Here is a 15944-nt window from a genome sequence, read left to right as displayed (position 1 = left end):
TAGCCGCCACGATCGCCGCTGCGGCGTTGTCAAGTTGCAGCAGCTCAGGGGATCCAGGCATCCAGGATCCGACGATACAGGGCGCCGCGAGTTCCGCGGACCTGATTAACGCGGGGTAGCTGCGGGCTAACTCGAGGTCGTTCGCACTCTCATCCGATGCGTTGTTTCTCAGACGCATCGGATGAGAGTTGCGTTTTGAGCCGGTTGGCGGGCTATGGGGTGCTGACCGCTGGACCAAGGAAGGGCCGTGCTGATGTTGGCGAGTTTTTCGGTGTTGCCCCCGGAGATCAATTCGGCTCGGTTGTTTGGTGGCGCGGGATCGGCGCCGATGCTGGCCGCCGCGACGGCCTGGGACGGGCTGTCTGCCGAGTTATCCGGTGCGGCTGGCTCCTTCGGGTCGATCACATCGGGGTTAGCAGCCGGGGTGTGGCAGGGTCCGGCGTCGGCGGCCATGACGGTGGCGGCCGGCCACTATGTCGGCTGGTTACGCACCTCGGCCCTACATGCCGCGGGGGCGGCCGCCGCCGCACGCGCAGCGGCGGCCGAATTCGAAGCCGCCCTGGCGGCCACGGTGCATCCGGTCGCGGTCGCGGCCAATCGTGCACAGCTGGCGTCGCTGGTGATGACCAACCTGTTCGGCCAGAACGCGCCGGCGATCGCGGCCGCCGAATCCTCATACGAGCAGATGTGGGCCCAGGATGTCTCGGCCATGGCCGGCTATTACGGCGGCGCCGCGGCGGTGGCCGCTCAGTTGGCACCCTGGAGCCAGCAATTGGGCACGATCGTAGGCGCTGTGGGCGGCAGTGCCGGCGCCGGGCTTTCCCGGGCCTCCGGCCTCAGCGCAACCGCCGCGAACAACAGTTCCATCGGCACGAATGTTGCTGCCGCACAAACGATTGCGGAAGTGATGGGCGGCAGTGGCATTCCGATGCCCTCGCGACGCTACGTGCAACTCGCCAACTCCCTCTATATCGGCCGCAGTGTCGGGGGCGCGGTCGCGCAGGCGTTGTTCACCCCCGAAGGCCTCTACCCGGTGACCGGGGTCAAGAACCTGACGTTTGACACCTCGGTGGCCCGGGGGGGGGTGGTCATCCTGGAGAGCGCGATCCGCGAGCAGATCACCGCCGGCAACAACGTCACCGTGTTCGGCTACTCCCAGAGCGCCACCATCTCGTCGCTGACGATGACCAAGCTCGCCGCATCGATCAACCCGCCCACGCCAGATCAGCTCTCGTTCACGCTGGTGGGTGACCCCAACAATCCCAATGGCGGAGTGGCCACCCGGTTCCCGGGACTGTCGCTGCCGAGTCTGGGGATCACCGCCAGCGGCGCCACACCGGACAATCTCTACCCGACCAGGATTTACACCCTCGAGTACGACGGCGTCGCCGACTTCCCGCGCTACCCGCTCAACCTGGTATCCACCCTCAACGCGCTAGCGGGTGCCTACTACGTGCACACCGACTACTTATTCCTAACTCCCGCCCAGATCGATGCGGCCGTGCACCTGACCAACACGGTGGGCCCGACCATGACCGACTACTACGTGATCCGCACCGAAGACCTCCCGCTGCTCGAACCACTACGAGCACTGCCCGTACTCGGAGACCCGCTCGCCGACCTGGTCCAGCCCAACCTCAAGGTCATCGTCAATCTGGGCTACGGCGACCCCGCCTACGGATACTCGACCTCACCGCCCAACGTCGCTACCCCCTTCGGGCTCTGGCCCGAGGTGAGCCCGCTGACCATCGCCGACGCACTCGCCGCCGGCACCCAGAAAGGAATTCACGACTTCGGCTACCACATCAGCCATCTGGATCTACCGCAGATCACCAACGGGTCCAGTTCACCGGTGGGCAATCCGCAGGCCGCTCCCACCACCGGACCCGCCGCGCCGATGGTCTCGATCAACACCATCATCGACGACCTACAGGCGGCCAATAGCCAGGTTGCCAACACCATCACCGAGGTGGGTGCCGCCAGCTACGCAGCCCTGCTGCCCACTGCCGACATCGCCAATGCCGCCATCACCAGCGTGCCGTCCTATAACATCAACCTCTTCCTCGACGGCATCCAACAAGTCGCCAACGGCGATCCGATGGGTTTCGTCAACGCCGTCGGATACCCCCTGGCGGCGGACGTAGCCCTGATTACCGTGGCCGGCCTCCTGCAAGCCTTCGTCCTGGTAAACGCGGGCCAGGCAATCGCATATGCGATCACCACGCCCATCGGCTGATCAGTTACGGACGCAGATCGGGGACCACGCCGCCCACCCAGCGCCCGGAGTCCGCCACCCGCACGAACCCAGCAGATTGAGACAAAATTGCATTCGCTGAGACAATTTTGTCTCAAATGATGTACTATCGTCTCATGGCACTGGATCACGAACGCCTTCTTCGAGCCGCCGCAGAGTTCCTCGGCCGGAGACCTAACGCAACCCAAGACGAGATCGCCGCGGCAATCGGCGTCAGCCGTGCGACATTGCATCGCTACTTCGCCGGCCGCGCCGCGCTGATCGATGCGCTAGAGCAGCTCGCGTTCGGCCAGATGCGCGAAGCGCTGAAAAGCGCTCGCTGGCAAGAGGGATCGGCTACCGAGGCGCTGCGGAGGCTGGTGGCGGCATGCGAATCGGTATCCGGGTACCTGACGTTGCTCTACGCCTACAGTCAGGATTCCGACACCAATGAGCTCAAGCAGGGTTGGCTGGAAATCGACAGCGAGATCAAGGAGCTGTTCCTCCGCGGTCAGCGCCAGGGCGAGTTCCGGCCCGACCTGGCGGCCGGGTGGCTGACCGAAGCGTTCTACAGCCTGGTCTCCGGCGCGGGCTGGTCGATAAACACCGGACGGGCGGCCCCGCGCGACTTTGCGCCCATGATTACCGAACTCCTGCTGCACGGCGTGAGCCACTCCGGTCAGCCGAGCACCAACAATCACCACGCCCCGGAGCGCCGCCGGCTCGGTAGCGAGCCGATGCGGCCGATGATCAACTCGCGGGCTACCCGATGAATTCCGCCGCCCGGTGACCCAGCATCACGATTGTTGCGTGCGGACCACGGCTGGGAATCAGCGGCAGGATGGATCCGTCAACCACCCAAAGGTTTTCGATACCACGCACCCGGCACTCGGGATCGACGACGGCCGTCGGGTCGGCATCGACACCCATCGGTGCGCTACCGCACAGATGCTGCGATGTCGACCATCCCGGCTCCCCCGCCACTGCCGACCCCGCTAACTCGCGCGCCAACTCGGTCCCCCGCTGCAGAGCCGCGACATCGGCCGGCTCACTGTCGTAGTGGTGTCCGATCCGGGGAGGCACTGAAGGGTCGGGCGATGCCAAGGTGACCCGGGCGCGAGACCGCGGTCGCATCAGCGCCACTCCGAGGTGCGGCCAGTCCCGATGCCCCTTAGCAGCTGCGCCCGCCATTGCTTCGAATCCTGTTGTGTATGGCCTAATTTCGATGCCGTCAGCGGTATTGAGTACCGCCTCCAACACCGGCCGTCCGGCGGCGACGGTCCATGTGGTCGGCAACGCCCATTCAGGATGGTCGCTGCAATTCATCCCGACGGGCAACGCCTGCACCACCGGGACCCCGGCGGCCCGCAGCATCGCATGGTCGCCGATACCCGAGAGCATCAGCAGGTGTGCGGATCCAATTGCTCCGGCACAAAGCACAATTCGATCCGCCCACAGAGTCATCGGCCCCCTCGGACCGACGGCATCGACGCCCACCGCGGTCGCGGCGGAAAAGCGCACTTGCTGGGCCCGGGTTTCTTCCAGCAGGGTCAGGTTGGGGCGGCCCAGCGCCGGCAGCAGATATGCGGCCCCCGACCCGGTCCGTACCCCGTCAACGATGTTCAGCGGGACCGCGCCCACGCCCGCGGCGATATCCGGACCAACATCGTTGAGATCGGCGATCCAGCCGAACCCGGCACGCTGAGCGGCCGTGACGAATCGCTGCGTGACTCCGGTCTGATCGCGGGTCCGGCGCACCGGAATGGGACCCGTGCGGCCATGCACGGGCGTGTCGAAGTCCAGGTCGGTCTCGATCGCCCGGAAGTGTGGGAGCACCTGCGACCATGACCAGCCCGGTATCGCGGCACCATCGAAATCCCGCGCCAGCCCGCGGCAGAAGTACCCGCCGTTGACCGCCCCAGAGCCGCCAAGTGTCGCCCCGCGCAGGATCGGAGTTCGACGAACTGGATGATCCGTGAGCTGGCTCTGATAGCGCTGAACCAACGGACTGTCAGCACTGATCGGTAGCTGCAGCCCGTTGGCAGTTTGAGCCAGCAACCGTGGATCAGCAAGGCCGGGCCCCGCCTCGACCAACGTCACCGCGCAACTCGGATCGGCGGAAAGACGCGCGGCCAGGACCGATCCGGCGCTTCCGGCGCCGACGATCAGGACATCACTGTGGCGCAGCGCCGCGGTCAAGGCCGCCGTTACCGTCGGATCTGCGGCTTGAGCGCGCGCGCGTTGCGTTCACGCATCACCCCGTACCACAGGCCGAGCCCGTAGGCGAGGTCGTCAATGCGCTTGAGCAGTAGGTAGGTCAGCAACCCAATCGGTTCGGAGTCGCCGTCGGGGTCCTCTCTGCGGCGCAGCCAGTCGACCACACCGTCGATGACCGCAGCCACCAGCACGACCCGCCTACAGTGCCGGGACACAATGACTGCGATCAATGTCACCGGCCAGTAATGCCGGCAAATGGCCGACGCCAACTGCATTGCGGCCGACCATAATCCGCGCGCCGCGACCACCACCACATCCCACGATGAGGTTTGGGCACTACGCAGTGCCGTGGCAATTCGCCGGCCCGTCAACACCGCGATGATCAGCGAGGCCAGCTGCGTTGCTCGGGTACCCAGCGACATCAGCACCCAGGCAGTCAGGGCCCAGCCGGAAATCACCAACGGCGCGGTCTTGTCCGGGTGGCGCACCGACAGCGGCGCCGCCGACCCCCCGTAGAACGCCTTGCGCGCGATCCAGGCACGCAATTGGGTCCGATGCTCATGACCAACCAGTGCAATCGGCTCGTAGCGCAGCCGGGCACCGGACTCGATAAGGCGCCAGCACAGATCGACGTCCTCACCGGAGTGCATGGTTTCGTCGAACCCGCCGACCTGACGGATGGCGGAGCAACGGCAGATGATCGCGGCGCTGGGAACGTAGGACACCGGGCTGTGCGGCAATATCGGCGCTTCCCGCTGACCAAGGTCCAGCGATGAACGCACGGCCTCATAGCGGGCCACCAGATTCTCACTCGGCGCCAGGCCCACAATGCGAGGCGCGACCAACGCCACGGTGGGATCGCAGAAGTGCCCGAGCAGGGCCTCGAGCCAGCCGCGGCGTGGCGCCACGTCGGAATCCAGAAATGCCACGAACTCGGTCGTGCAGGCTGCCAACCCGGTGTTGCGAGCGGCGGCCGGCCCCTTGCTGCGCCGGTGGTGCAGCACTTCGATATCGCAGTGCGCCCCCGCGAAGTCCTCCAGCTCGACCGGGCTCGACGACCCGTCATCCACCACGATCACGCGCAGGCCACGCAGTGAGGCAACCAGCCGGCGCACGCCGGATGCATTGTCTCGCACCGGTATCACGACAGTGACATCGCGATGCGATGGCCCGCTCGCCGGCCGGGGATGCGCTACCGTCGCGTCCAACAGCGTGCGGGCCAGCTCAGCGCTGATGTCGTCGCGAACCTTCAGACGGCCGTCACAGAGCATGTCCTGGGCGGCAGGCGCCAGACGTAGCAATCGGGTCGGCGACCCACCGAGCAGGGCCGACCCGCCGCCGAGCACCCGCACGCGACGGTCAACCTGAACCGCGAACCCGTCAGGTAGTCGGGGTTGCGTCATGTCAGCATCCCGTCGGGCCCGGGGGTCCACCGGGCAATTCGAGACACGCAATCATCGACCATCTCTGCGAAGATTCGCCTTCCCTCTACTGCGGTCGCCGTGGTCGGATCGCCCAGCACACCTATCGGGCTGACCGCCGCGACGCCACCGCGGCGCAACGACGGCAGCAATTCGGCCAGCGGCGCCGCGTTCCCCGCACTCAGCCGGTCGGTCAGCACCACCTCCGGTGAAATATGCAGCAACACTGATGTTTCAGTATGGCCGGCATGAGCGTCACCGCCCGCCGAGCCACAGGCAGACCATCCGGCGTCGCGACCTTCGGCGCGCAGCTGCCGAACCGCACCACGCAAGGCCTCGACATTGCCACCGTGCCCGTTGACGAAAACCAGCCGATCAGCCCAGCAGGCGGCCGACCTCCCGTACTCGAGCAGCAGCACCCTCAGAGCCTCGGCGCCGATCGAGATCGTTCCGGCAAAACTCTGATGCTCACCGCTGGCACCGTATGCGATCGGGGGCGCCAACAGCCAACCGGGTTGACACTGAGTCAGGCGGCCGTGCATGCGCGTGGCAACCGCCCGGCCGACCGCGGTCGCGATCCGGGTGTCGGTATCCAACGGCAGGTGCGGTCCGTGCTGTTCAGTTGACCCCAGCGGGATCAATATTGACGACGAGGTGCTTGGTAGCTGGCTCGACGTCGAAGTCCCCAATTCGCCGAGTACGGGCACTCGCCGATGGTAGGACGAATTCACCTGGCGTGCACCGATTGTTACCTTTTCTACGGATTTTTTTCTTCGGGTCGACGCCTGACCGGCCCGAACTCAACTCGCCGGACCGGCGGCGGCGCCCGACCTCACAGATTCTTGATACGGCCGCTCAACTTTGTGGTAAGGCAGGCCCGGATTCCTACCCGCCCAGGCGCCGGACGAAATCGGCGGGGATCAGAATGTCGTCTGACCGCAGGTCATGGATCGAACTATGGCCCAGACCCATCAGCGCCGAGTCGATGCCGCCGCGCAGAATGTCAAGGACGTTCTCGACGCCGGCCTGACCGTTGGCGGCCAGTCCCCACAGGTAGGCGCGGCCAACCAGCACCGCCCGGGCACCCAGCGCAACCGCCTTGACCACGTCGCTCCCCCGCCGGATGCCGCCATCCAGCAGCACCTCGACCTGGTCGCCGACCGCTGCCGCCACGGCGGGCAGGGCCCGAATCGACGCCGGCGTCCCATCGAGGTTGTTTCCACCGTGGTTGGACACCGAAATCGCCGAAACTCCAGCGTCAACAGCCCGTTTGGCGTCGTCGACCCGCATGACCCCCTTGAGCATGAAAGGTCCACCCCATAGCTCACGCAACCAGGCAATGTCATCCCAGGTCGGTGGCGGGGTGCCCATCCATTCTCCGTACGCGGCGAAAAACGCGGGACCGGGTTCGCCGCGCCGCCCCTGATTTGGCACCCGCAGATCCGGTGGCCGCAATGTCTTACCGAACTTCCACAGCCACCTGGGGCGAACAATCGCCTCCGGCGACAGGCGCAGGATGGTCCGCAGGTTCATCTGTTCGGGGATCTTGGGGCTGCCCCAGTCACGCCCGTGGGAGAACGTCCAGTCCGTGGTGACGATCAGGCCCACCGCTCCGGCCTGACGGGCCCGCTCGACACGCTCGGCAATCGCGTCGCGCCCGCCGAGCCAGTAGATCTGAAAGAAGATTTTGGGGTTGGCGGCGATGACATCTTCGATCGTCTTGCTGGCAAACGACGACAGGCCCATCGCCGTGCCACGTGCGGCCGCTGCGCGGGCAACGGCCACCTCACCGTCGGGATGCACCGCTTGAACGCCGGTGGGCGAGATGAGAACAGGCATCGAAATATCCTGTCCCATAACGGTGGTCGACATATCGCGCTTTTCAGCTGCGCCGATGACATGCGGTGCGAAGCCGAGTTCGCTAAACGCCGCCACATTGTCGGCCACCGTTATTCCCTTTTCGCTGGCCGAAATCAGGGATGAGTAAACAGATTTCGGGAGACGCCGTTTCGCCCTCTGCTGGGCGATGGCGACCGTTTCAAACCACTCATCGGCCATGACTACACGGGACTTTCGTTGCACAGGCGCGCGGGCGGGCGCGTCGTCAGCGTCAGGGGCACCGGCGCGCTCACTCGGCTGCCCCGCGAGTGATCCACCCGCGGACGCGGCGCATGGCGCTCCTGCGCCAGTGCCGGCGCACCGTACCCCTGGACGCACTCGGGGTCGGGCCCATCGAGCGGAAGACCGGTAAAGAACTTGGCTGCCATGCAACCGCCGCGGCAGCTGTCGTAGTGCCCACAACTGCCGCAGGCGCCCGCCGACTGCGGCTCCCGCAGCTGCCGGAACAACGGCGCGTTCTTCCAGACCTGGTCAAAACCGCCGTCGGTCAGGACGTTTCCAGCTAGGAAGCGGTCGTGGATGGCGAACGGGCAGGCGTATACGTCACCCACCGGATCGATCAGGCACACCACCCGCCCGGCTCCACACATGTTCAGACCGGCCAGCGCGCCCGAGGACCCCAGGGGCGCCAGGTGAAAGAACGAATCACCGGTCAGTACCCGTTCGCCCTTGGCGACCAACCAGTCGTAGAGCGCGACCTGCTGGGCCGCGGTGGGGTGCAATTCCTCCCAGACGTCCGCACCGCGCCCCGACGGCCGTAGCCGGGTGATCCGCAGCGTGGCACCGTAGCGGTCCGCCAGCGCGGCGAAATCATCGAGTTGGCCGACGTTGTGCCGGGTCACCACCACGGAGATCTTCGCGTCGGCGAAACCCGCGGCCGCCAGGTTCTCGAGCGCGCGCACCGCCATGGCGAACGATCCGGCACCCCGGACGGCGTCATTGACTTCGGCGGTCGCGCCGTCGAGCGAGATCTGGACATCGACGTAGTCGCTGGCAGCTAGCCGCGCGGCGACCTCCGGGTTGATCCGAACCCCGTTGGTAGAGAACTTCACTCCGACGTGGTGTGCGGTGGCGTAGTCCACCAGCTCCCAAAAGTCCGGACGCACCGTGGGTTCGCCACCACCGATGTTCACGTAGAACACCTGCATGCGTTCCAACTCGTCGATGATGTCCTGGCATTGCCGGGTGGACAACTCACCCGGTTCCCTCTTGCCTGAGGACGAAAGGCAATGCACGCAGGCCAGATTGCAGGCGTAGGTCAGTTCCCACGTCAGACAAATCGGCGCGTCGAGCCCATGCTCGAACTGCTCGATCAGCCGCGGTACTGCGGTCGTCATTGATCAGCCTCCTGGGGAACCAGCATGTGAGAGCCGGCCAGAACCGACAACGCGTGCAAGTAGGGAGCGTGTTCGGAGTCATCAACCCCCGCGGCGCGGCAGGCCGAGCGAACATCGGGATGGTCGGCCAGTGACCGAACGACCGCCAAGATGGTGCGATTTTTCAGAAATGACAGCTTGCGGGTGCCGAAGTGATAAAGCAGCGCTCCAAACGGCTCCGGCCGCACCGCCACTTGCGCGTGCAGCCGCCAGCCCCGATCAGGGTCGAAAGCCCCGGCCCCGGCCGCCGCCTGCGCCGGCGCGGGCACGGTCAGTAGACCCCGCACATGCCGTCGATGGACACCTCTTCGACCAGCGACTCGGTGATCAGCTCGGCAGTCTCGGCTTCAGTTTCGCGGTCCATGTGAGTTGCCTTTCGTCATGGGCGTTAACAATGAGGTGACAATGAGCGGTGGCGCTAGTCACAGTCAGCGTCAGCGTCAGCGTCAGCGTCAGCGTCAGCGTCAGCGTCAGCGATGCCAGAATATGGCATCGAGTGCCGAAATGGAAGGGTGGAACCGATGGCGCATGAGTCGCGGGCCGGTCGGCGCCCCTCGACGACCAAGCGCCACATCGCCGACGTTGCCATCGACTTGTTCGCCGCCCGCACCTTCGCCGAGGTCAGCGTCGACGACGTTGCCCAAGCCGCCGGCATCGCCCGACGCACCCTGTTCCGCTACTACGCCTCGAAGAACGCGATCCCCTGGGGCGACTTCGACACCCACCTTGCCCAGCTGCAGGATCTGCTCGAGCGCATCGACGGGCACGTTCGGTTGGGCAAGGCGCTGCGGGAGGCGCTGTTGGCGTTCAACACCTACGACGAATCCGAGACCATTCGGCATCGCCAGCGGATGCGCATCATTCTGCAAACCGCTGAGCTGCAGGCGTATTCGATGACGATGTATGCCGGCTGGCGTGCGGAGATCGCCGGTTTCGTGGCCCGACGACTCAGTGTCAAACCCACCGACCTGGTGCCCCAGACGGTTGCCTGGACGATGCTCGGCGTCGCGTTGAGCGCCTACGAACACTGGCTCAGCGACGAATCCGTCTCGTTACCGGAAGCGCTCGGGAATGCCTTCGACGTCGTTGGCGCCGGCTTGGAGAAGCTGGACTGATGCAGGAGGCAAAGAGTGGGGGTATCGAGCATCTGCTGCACACCCTGCGGTCACAGGGCCGGTTCTGCGCCCGATCCGGATCGCCGATGTATGGCGAGTTGTTTAAATTGGTCGCCGCCGATGTCGAAGCGGGCGGCGTATTCGCCCCCCATCCTGGCCGGCCACGAGGACGACCCGTCCCGGTATGCCACCCCGCTGCGGCTGCTCGGCGGCCTGCACCGAATGGTGCTCGACGGCCGGGCACCCACGTTGCGCCGCTGGTATCCCAGCACTGACGGCAGCTGGGACGCCAAGAGCGCCTGGCCCGAAATCGAACTCGTCGCGGCCAACCACACCGAAGCCTTGCGCGGCGCTCTTGACCAGCCCCCACAGACCAACGAAGTCGGCCGGTCGGCGGCACTGATCGGTGGCCTGCTGCACATTCGCCACGAATTCAACTTTCCGGTAAGACTTTTCGAGATTGGGGCCAGTGCCGGACTGAACCTGCGGGCTGACCGCTACCACTACCGCTACGCCGGAATGACGTGGGGCCCGATCGACTCCCCGGTGATTATCGAAGATGCTTGGCGCGGTGAGTTGCCGCCCGCGCTGGCACTACAGATCGTCCAACGTCACGGCTACGACATCGCACCCATCGATATCTGCGGCACTGACGGCGAAATGACCGTGTTGAGCTATGTCTGGCCCGACCAGCACGCCCGGATGAAGCGGCTGCGCGGCGCGATCGCCGTCGCGCGGGACGTCCCGGCACAGCTCGAACGCAAGACCGCCGCCGACGGCGTCGCCGGGCTGACGCTGCAAGACGAAACGCTGACGGTGTTGTGGCATTCGATCACCTGGCAATACCTGGCCGCCCAGGAGCGTGCCGCGATCCGCGACCGAGTCGCGGAGCTGGGCGCACAGGCCGGCCCCCGCTCACCCTTCGCCCACCTCACCCTCGAGCCCGCACGCGACGAGGGCGGTCGGCTCAAGTTCCTGGTACGTCTGGCCAGCTGGCCGTCCGGCGAGGCCCGGGTTCTAGGCCAATGCCATCCGCACGGGCCACCGGTGAACTGGCAGTAGCTTTCTCGGCGCGCCATCGCCCAGATTTCGTTAGCGTCGGCCACCGCACAAGCGGGCCACCCGGGCCGGCGCCAGGCGCCGGTATCCGCGCGGATGTCTAGCCCTGCGATTCGTCCAGCATCTCGGAGATGGGCACGGCGGCGGCGATTTTGGCACGTACCTTCATGACCTTGCCCGGCACCCCGCCACCGACCACGCCAACGAGCACACCATCACGCTCGTAGTAGGCAAGGAACTTTCGTCCGTCGTCCTCGACCAGGTGCACCACATCGGTCGAATGCGGCTCACCAAGGCATTGGATCTTGACGTCGTACTGGTCACTCCAGAAGTAGGGCACCACCACGTTCGAGGACACTTCGCGCCCCAACATCGCCGGCACCACTACCCGTGCCTGATCGGCTACATTGCTCCAATGTTCCACGCGGACTTGGTGTCCCATTTGATCCCGCCAGGATGCAACATCACCGAGCGCCCACACGTTGGGCGCGCTGGTACGTCCGGCGGCGTCACAAACCACGCCGTTATCGACCGCGATGCCGCTACCGTCGAGCCACCCGGTCGCCGGGTGCGAACCGATGCCGACAACCACCAGATCGGCGTCGAGTTGCGTGCCGTCGGCCAGCACCACGGTGTCGACATGGCCGTCGCCGCGGACCTCAGCCACCCCAACCCCGGTGCGAACATCGACGCCCTCACTACGATGCAGCCGCGCCACCAGCTCGCCGATCTGCTCGCCGAGCACCGCCGCCAGCGGCGTTGGCTGTGGTTCGACCAGCACCACCTCCACCCCGAGACCACGCAGACTGGCCGCCACCTCACACCCGATGAAACCGGCACCAATCACGACCGCGCGCTTGGCGGCCGAGGCGTGGCTGCGCAGCGCCATACATTCGTCAAACGAGCGCAGCACCCGAATGCCCTCGAGTTCGGGGAAGGCCGGAATGCGCCGGGGCACCAATCCGGTTGCGATAACCAGCTCGTCGTAGCCGAGCACCGTCCGGTCGGCCAGCGTCACGGTTTGCGCGGCGGTGTCCAAGCCGGTTGCCGCCGAGCCCAGCCGCAGGGTGATGCCCTTCTCGTCGTACCACTCGCGTGGCTTGAGCGACACGTCGTCGACCTCACTGCGCAGCACCTCTTTGGACAGCGGCGGTCGGTCATAGGGCAGGTGCACCTCGTCGCTGACGATCGTGAGCTGACCCTCATAGCCGGCCCGACGCAGCTGCTCGGCGGTGCGGGCGGCCGCCAGCCCGCCGCCGATGATCACAATCCCGTTGGCCGCCGTGGCGCCGGGATCCTGGGTCACACCTTCACTACTGGTCACGTGGTGTTCATACACGATGGCGTGTCAGTACTTCAAGGCGCCCTTGTCAACGGGGATCTGTGCCCCGCTCAGCGTGCCAGAGCCGTCGCCGGCCAGCCAGACCACGACATCGGAGACCTCCTCGGAGGTCATTAAACCTTGTACTGCAATGGCATTGGCGGGAAGCTATGCAAGAAGCGGGGATGCTCGCCGAATACCTGCATCATCACGTCCGGCTCGATCATCGGCGTCTCGACCGAGTACGGATGAATGGAGTTGACCCGGATGTCGTACTCGCCGAGTTCGATGGCCAGGGTGTTCGTCAGCGCCACGAGCCCGTGCTTGCTCGCCGCATAGTGACCGTTGCCCGGTGTGGCCTTCAAACCTGCCGACGAGCTGACGACGATGATCGACCCGCCATTGCCAGCCTCGATCATCGCGGGCACCGCCGCGCGCAGCGTTCGCCAGGTGCCGCTGAGGTTGACGCCGATCACGGTGTCCCACTGCTCATCGGTGAGTTCCCAGAGCCTGCCCCAGCCCAACACCCCGGCATTGGCTACCACCACGTCAAGCCGACCGAATTCCTCGACCCCATCGGCGACCAGTTGCTGCAACGCCGCACTGTCGCGGACATCCGCCTGGCGCGCTAGTACCTTGCGACCTTCGCTCTCCACCGCGCGGATCGTCTCGCTGAGGTCTGCCGCGGTGGCCGGTGCGTAGGTGATGCTCTCGGATACCGGTCCGCAGATGTCCATGGCGATGATGTCGGCACCCTCGCGCGCCAACCGCACCGCATGCGATCGCCCCTGCGCGCGCGGCCCCGGTGACTAAGGCCACCCGTCCATCCAGTGATCCAGTCTGTGCAGCCACGTACACCCCTCTCGCCGAATGTCAGGCTAGCAGCGAAAATGAAACGTGTTCTAACGCGCCCGCCGGCGCTGGCATGTCGTGGCGCCCGGCACGCCACCGGCCCGACGCGCCTGGCGGGGCGCCAGGATTCGGCTCAGATTTCGGAGATGATCTGGGCACGCCTGCTGGCGTACTCCTGCGCGTTCAGCGCCCCACTGGCATGCAGCGATTCCAGCTCTTGGAGGCGCTCGGCGATGGAGGCTTGTGGGGTCGCACTCGGCTGGGCCGCACCCGCGGGCATCTGCTGCTGGGCCGCACGGCGCACCACCGCTTGGATCTGTTGGCGCAGGACCGGATTCGATCGGATGTCCACCATCCGGTTTAGCGGAATCCCGTTGGCCTTGAGGATCTGCAGAATCTCCATCAACGGACCGGCCTGTCCGCTGAGGTCGTATGTCCTGTTATCTTCTGCGACGGTGACTTTGCCGGGACCAGGCCGTTGACCAGCGCACTGCGCTCCCAGTCGATCAGGTATTCCCGAGTGGCGGGGTTGACCAGCACGACGAGTTTGCGCGCGGTGAGGTTGCCGAGGCGGGTCACGCTGGCGATGACCCGGTCTTCGCTGTCGAACGCCGCGATCCCAGGACCCGAGATATGCAGGTGGACCTTCACCAGGGGGCGGTCGTTGATCCGGGTGCCGGTCTCGGTCAGGCCGGTGATTTGGGCCAGCGCCAACACTCCGCTCTGCTCGAGCTCAGCGGACTTGGCCGCCGATTTCGCGCCGAAACTGGTCAGCGCCAGCGCAATCAACACATCGGCCACGGTGATGAGCAGGCCCACATACAACATCCACGACAACAGGCTGCCCACGTCGAGGGCAAAGTAGACGATCAGGAAAATCGGCCCGACCAGACCGCCGCAAAGCAGCACCAGCAACTGCATCTTCAGGTAGCGCGCCAGCATCTTGTTCTCCTCGGGTCGCCGGGAAATTGATGCCAGATTAGCGCCCTTTGAACTGGGCGAAGACCAAACACGACCGTCGGGTGGCGCCGGTGCCGCGATCGATGGCCGCCGACCGCGCACGTTGCACGGCGGCAAAGGTGATCCGGTTCTGGTGCAGGCAATTCGGCGGCGGGCAGACAAACACCAGGCCCGGATAGCCGATCTCGGCTATCCGGGCCTGGTTTTGACTGGTGCTGGATCCGGTTGGATCTACTTGATGATCTTGACGACCCGGCCGGCGCCGACGGTGCGGCCACCTTCACGGATCGCGAAGCGCAGACCGTCGTCCATGGCGACGGGCTGGATCAGCTTCACCGAGATGTTGGTGTTGTCACCGGGCATCACCATTTCGGTGCCCTCCGGCAGCGTCACCACACCGGTCACGTCGGTGGTGCGGAAGTAGAACTGCGGACGGTAGTTGTTGAAGAACGGCGTGTGCCGACCGCCCTCGTCCTTGGACAGGATGTAGACCTGGCCCTCGAACTCGGTGTGCGGTGTGGTGGTGCCGGGCTTGACGACGACCTGACCGCGCTCGACGTCCTCACGCTTGATACCACGCAGCAGCAGACCGACGTTGTCACCGGCCTGGCCCTGGTCCAGCAGCTTGCGGAACATCTCCACACCGGTGACCGTGGTCTTGGTGCTGGTCGGACGGATGCCGACGATCTCGACTTCCTCGTTCACGTTGATGATGCCGCGCTCCACACGACCGGTAACCACGGTGCCGCGGCCGGTGATGGTGAAGACGTCCTCGACGGGCATCAGGAACGGGCGGTCGGTCTCGCGGACCGGGTCCGGGATCGACTCGTCCACCGCGTCCATCAGCTGCTCGACGGACTCGACCCACTTCGGGTCGCCCTCGAGCGCCTTGAGCGCCGATACCCGCACCACCGGTGCGTCCTCGTCGAACTCCTGGGCGGCCAGCAACTCGCGGACCTCCATCTCGACCAGCTCGAGCAGCTCCTCATCGTCGACCGCGTCAGACTTGTTGAGCGCGACCAGGATGTAGGGCACACCCACCTGGCGAGCGAGCAGCACGTGCTCACGGGTCTGCGGCATCGGACCATCGGTGGCCGCAACCACCAGAATCGCGCCGTCCATCTGAGCCGCACCGGTGATCATGTTCTTGATGTAGTCGGCGTGACCCGGAGCATCGACATGGGCGTAGTGCCGCTTCTCCGTCTGGTACTCCACGTGGGAGATGTTGATGGTGATACCACGCTGACGCTCTTCGGGCGCGTTGTCGATCTGATCGAACGCGCGCGACTCGTTCAGCTCCGGGTACTTGTCGTGCAACACCTTGGTGATAGCCGCGGTCAGCGTGGTCTTGCCGTGGTCAACGTGACCGATGGTCCCGATGTTGACGTGGGGCTTGGTCCGCTGGAACTTCGCCTTCGCCACTTCTGTGTCCTCCTGGACTGTTGGTGCTTAAAAAAGCAGTGTGTTGTTGATGTTTTCACTTATGCCGCG

12 protein-coding genes and 3 pseudogenes are annotated in these 15944 nt (G+C 65.5%); 4 read left to right on the top strand and 11 right to left on the bottom strand.

Translation table 11 applies throughout. The features are described 5' to 3' along the window. Positions 1 to 253 precede the first annotated feature (253 nt). Complete coding sequence (locus tag CKW46_RS07965; protein ID WP_499019010.1) at positions 254 to 2236, top strand: PPE family protein; 1983 nt, start codon at positions 254 to 256, stop codon at positions 2234 to 2236. Positions 2237 to 2370: 134 nt separating this feature from the next. Then, complete coding sequence (locus CKW46_RS07960) at positions 2371 to 3006, top strand: TetR/AcrR family transcriptional regulator (RefSeq protein ID WP_083866529.1); 636 nt, start codon at positions 2371 to 2373, stop codon at positions 3004 to 3006. Here CKW46_RS07960 and mftG read toward each other — a convergent pair. From mftG to mftA, 7 genes are all read right to left on the bottom strand, one after another. Continuing rightward, positions 2996 to 4432 carry a mycofactocin dehydrogenase MftG gene (gene mftG, locus CKW46_RS07955; RefSeq protein WP_015354676.1) on the bottom strand — a complete coding sequence of 479 codons (1437 nt, stop codon included), beginning with the start codon at positions 4430 to 4432 and terminating at the stop codon, positions 2996 to 2998. The genes CKW46_RS07960 and mftG overlap by 11 nt on opposite strands. Positions 4433 to 4440: 8 nt before the next feature. Then, positions 4441 to 5853: a mycofactocin biosynthesis glycosyltransferase MftF gene (mftF, locus tag CKW46_RS07950; RefSeq protein ID WP_482053041.1), complete on the bottom strand. Its 1413-nt coding sequence runs from the start codon at positions 5851 to 5853 to the stop codon at positions 4441 to 4443. Next, a complete protein-coding gene (gene mftE, locus CKW46_RS07945; protein WP_482053040.1) occupies positions 5850 to 6602 on the bottom strand; it encodes a mycofactocin biosynthesis peptidyl-dipeptidase MftE in 753 nt (250 codons plus the stop codon). The genes mftF and mftE overlap by 4 nt, the downstream gene beginning before the upstream one ends. Before the next feature lie 154 nt (positions 6603 to 6756). Further along, a complete protein-coding gene (gene mftD / locus CKW46_RS07940) occupies positions 6757 to 7929 on the bottom strand; it encodes a pre-mycofactocin synthase MftD (RefSeq protein WP_012392929.1) in 1173 nt (390 codons plus the stop codon). A 2-nt stretch (positions 7930 to 7931) separates the two neighbouring features. Then, positions 7932 to 9107, bottom strand: coding sequence for a mycofactocin radical SAM maturase (gene mftC, locus CKW46_RS07935; protein ID WP_015354672.1), 1176 nt, complete (start codon positions 9105 to 9107; stop codon positions 7932 to 7934). Continuing rightward, complete coding sequence (mftB, locus tag CKW46_RS07930) at positions 9104 to 9433, bottom strand: mycofactocin biosynthesis chaperone MftB (RefSeq protein ID WP_011739042.1); 330 nt, start codon at positions 9431 to 9433, stop codon at positions 9104 to 9106. The genes mftC and mftB overlap by 4 nt, the downstream gene beginning before the upstream one ends. Further along, positions 9418 to 9510 (bottom strand): mycofactocin precursor MftA, encoded by a 93-nt coding sequence (gene mftA, locus CKW46_RS07925; RefSeq protein WP_015354671.1) that lies wholly within the window; start codon positions 9508 to 9510, stop codon positions 9418 to 9420. Before mftA ends, mftB begins: the two co-directional genes overlap by 16 nt. A gap of 157 nt (positions 9511 to 9667) precedes the next feature. Here mftA and mftR point away from each other — a divergent pair, with 157 nt between their 5' ends. Both mftR and CKW46_RS07915 read left to right on the top strand, forming a co-directional pair. Beyond that, a complete protein-coding gene (gene mftR / locus CKW46_RS07920; protein ID WP_117435722.1) occupies positions 9668 to 10261 on the top strand; it encodes a mycofactocin system transcriptional regulator MftR in 594 nt (197 codons plus the stop codon). Further along, a pseudogene (locus CKW46_RS07915) lies at positions 10261 to 11323 on the top strand (DUF2332 domain-containing protein). The gene mftR and the pseudogene CKW46_RS07915 overlap by 1 nt, the downstream one beginning before the upstream one ends. A 97-nt stretch (positions 11324 to 11420) precedes the next feature. Here CKW46_RS07915 and CKW46_RS07910 read toward each other — a convergent pair. The 4 genes and pseudogenes from CKW46_RS07910 to tuf all read right to left on the bottom strand — a co-directional run bounded on the left by CKW46_RS07910 (position 11421) and on the right by tuf (position 15875). Beyond that, positions 11421 to 12659, bottom strand: coding sequence for an NAD(P)/FAD-dependent oxidoreductase (locus tag CKW46_RS07910; RefSeq protein WP_482053039.1), 1239 nt, complete (start codon positions 12657 to 12659; stop codon positions 11421 to 11423). A gap of 9 nt (positions 12660 to 12668) precedes the next feature. Beyond that, a pseudogene (locus CKW46_RS07905) lies at positions 12669 to 13493 on the bottom strand (mycofactocin-coupled SDR family oxidoreductase). Positions 13494 to 13626: 133 nt separating this feature from the next. Further along, a pseudogene (locus CKW46_RS07900) lies at positions 13627 to 14435 on the bottom strand (SHOCT domain-containing protein). Positions 14436 to 14684: 249 nt separating this feature from the next. Then, positions 14685 to 15875, bottom strand: a complete 1191-nt coding sequence (tuf, locus tag CKW46_RS07895; protein WP_011739036.1) for an elongation factor Tu — start codon at positions 15873 to 15875, stop codon at positions 14685 to 14687. Between the last annotated feature and the right edge of the window lie 69 nt (positions 15876 to 15944).

Source organism: Mycobacterium liflandii, assembly GCF_022354805.1.
Taxonomy (GTDB): domain Bacteria; phylum Actinomycetota; class Actinomycetes; order Mycobacteriales; family Mycobacteriaceae; genus Mycobacterium; species Mycobacterium marinum.
This window is presented reverse-complemented; position numbering and strand designations above follow the sequence as displayed.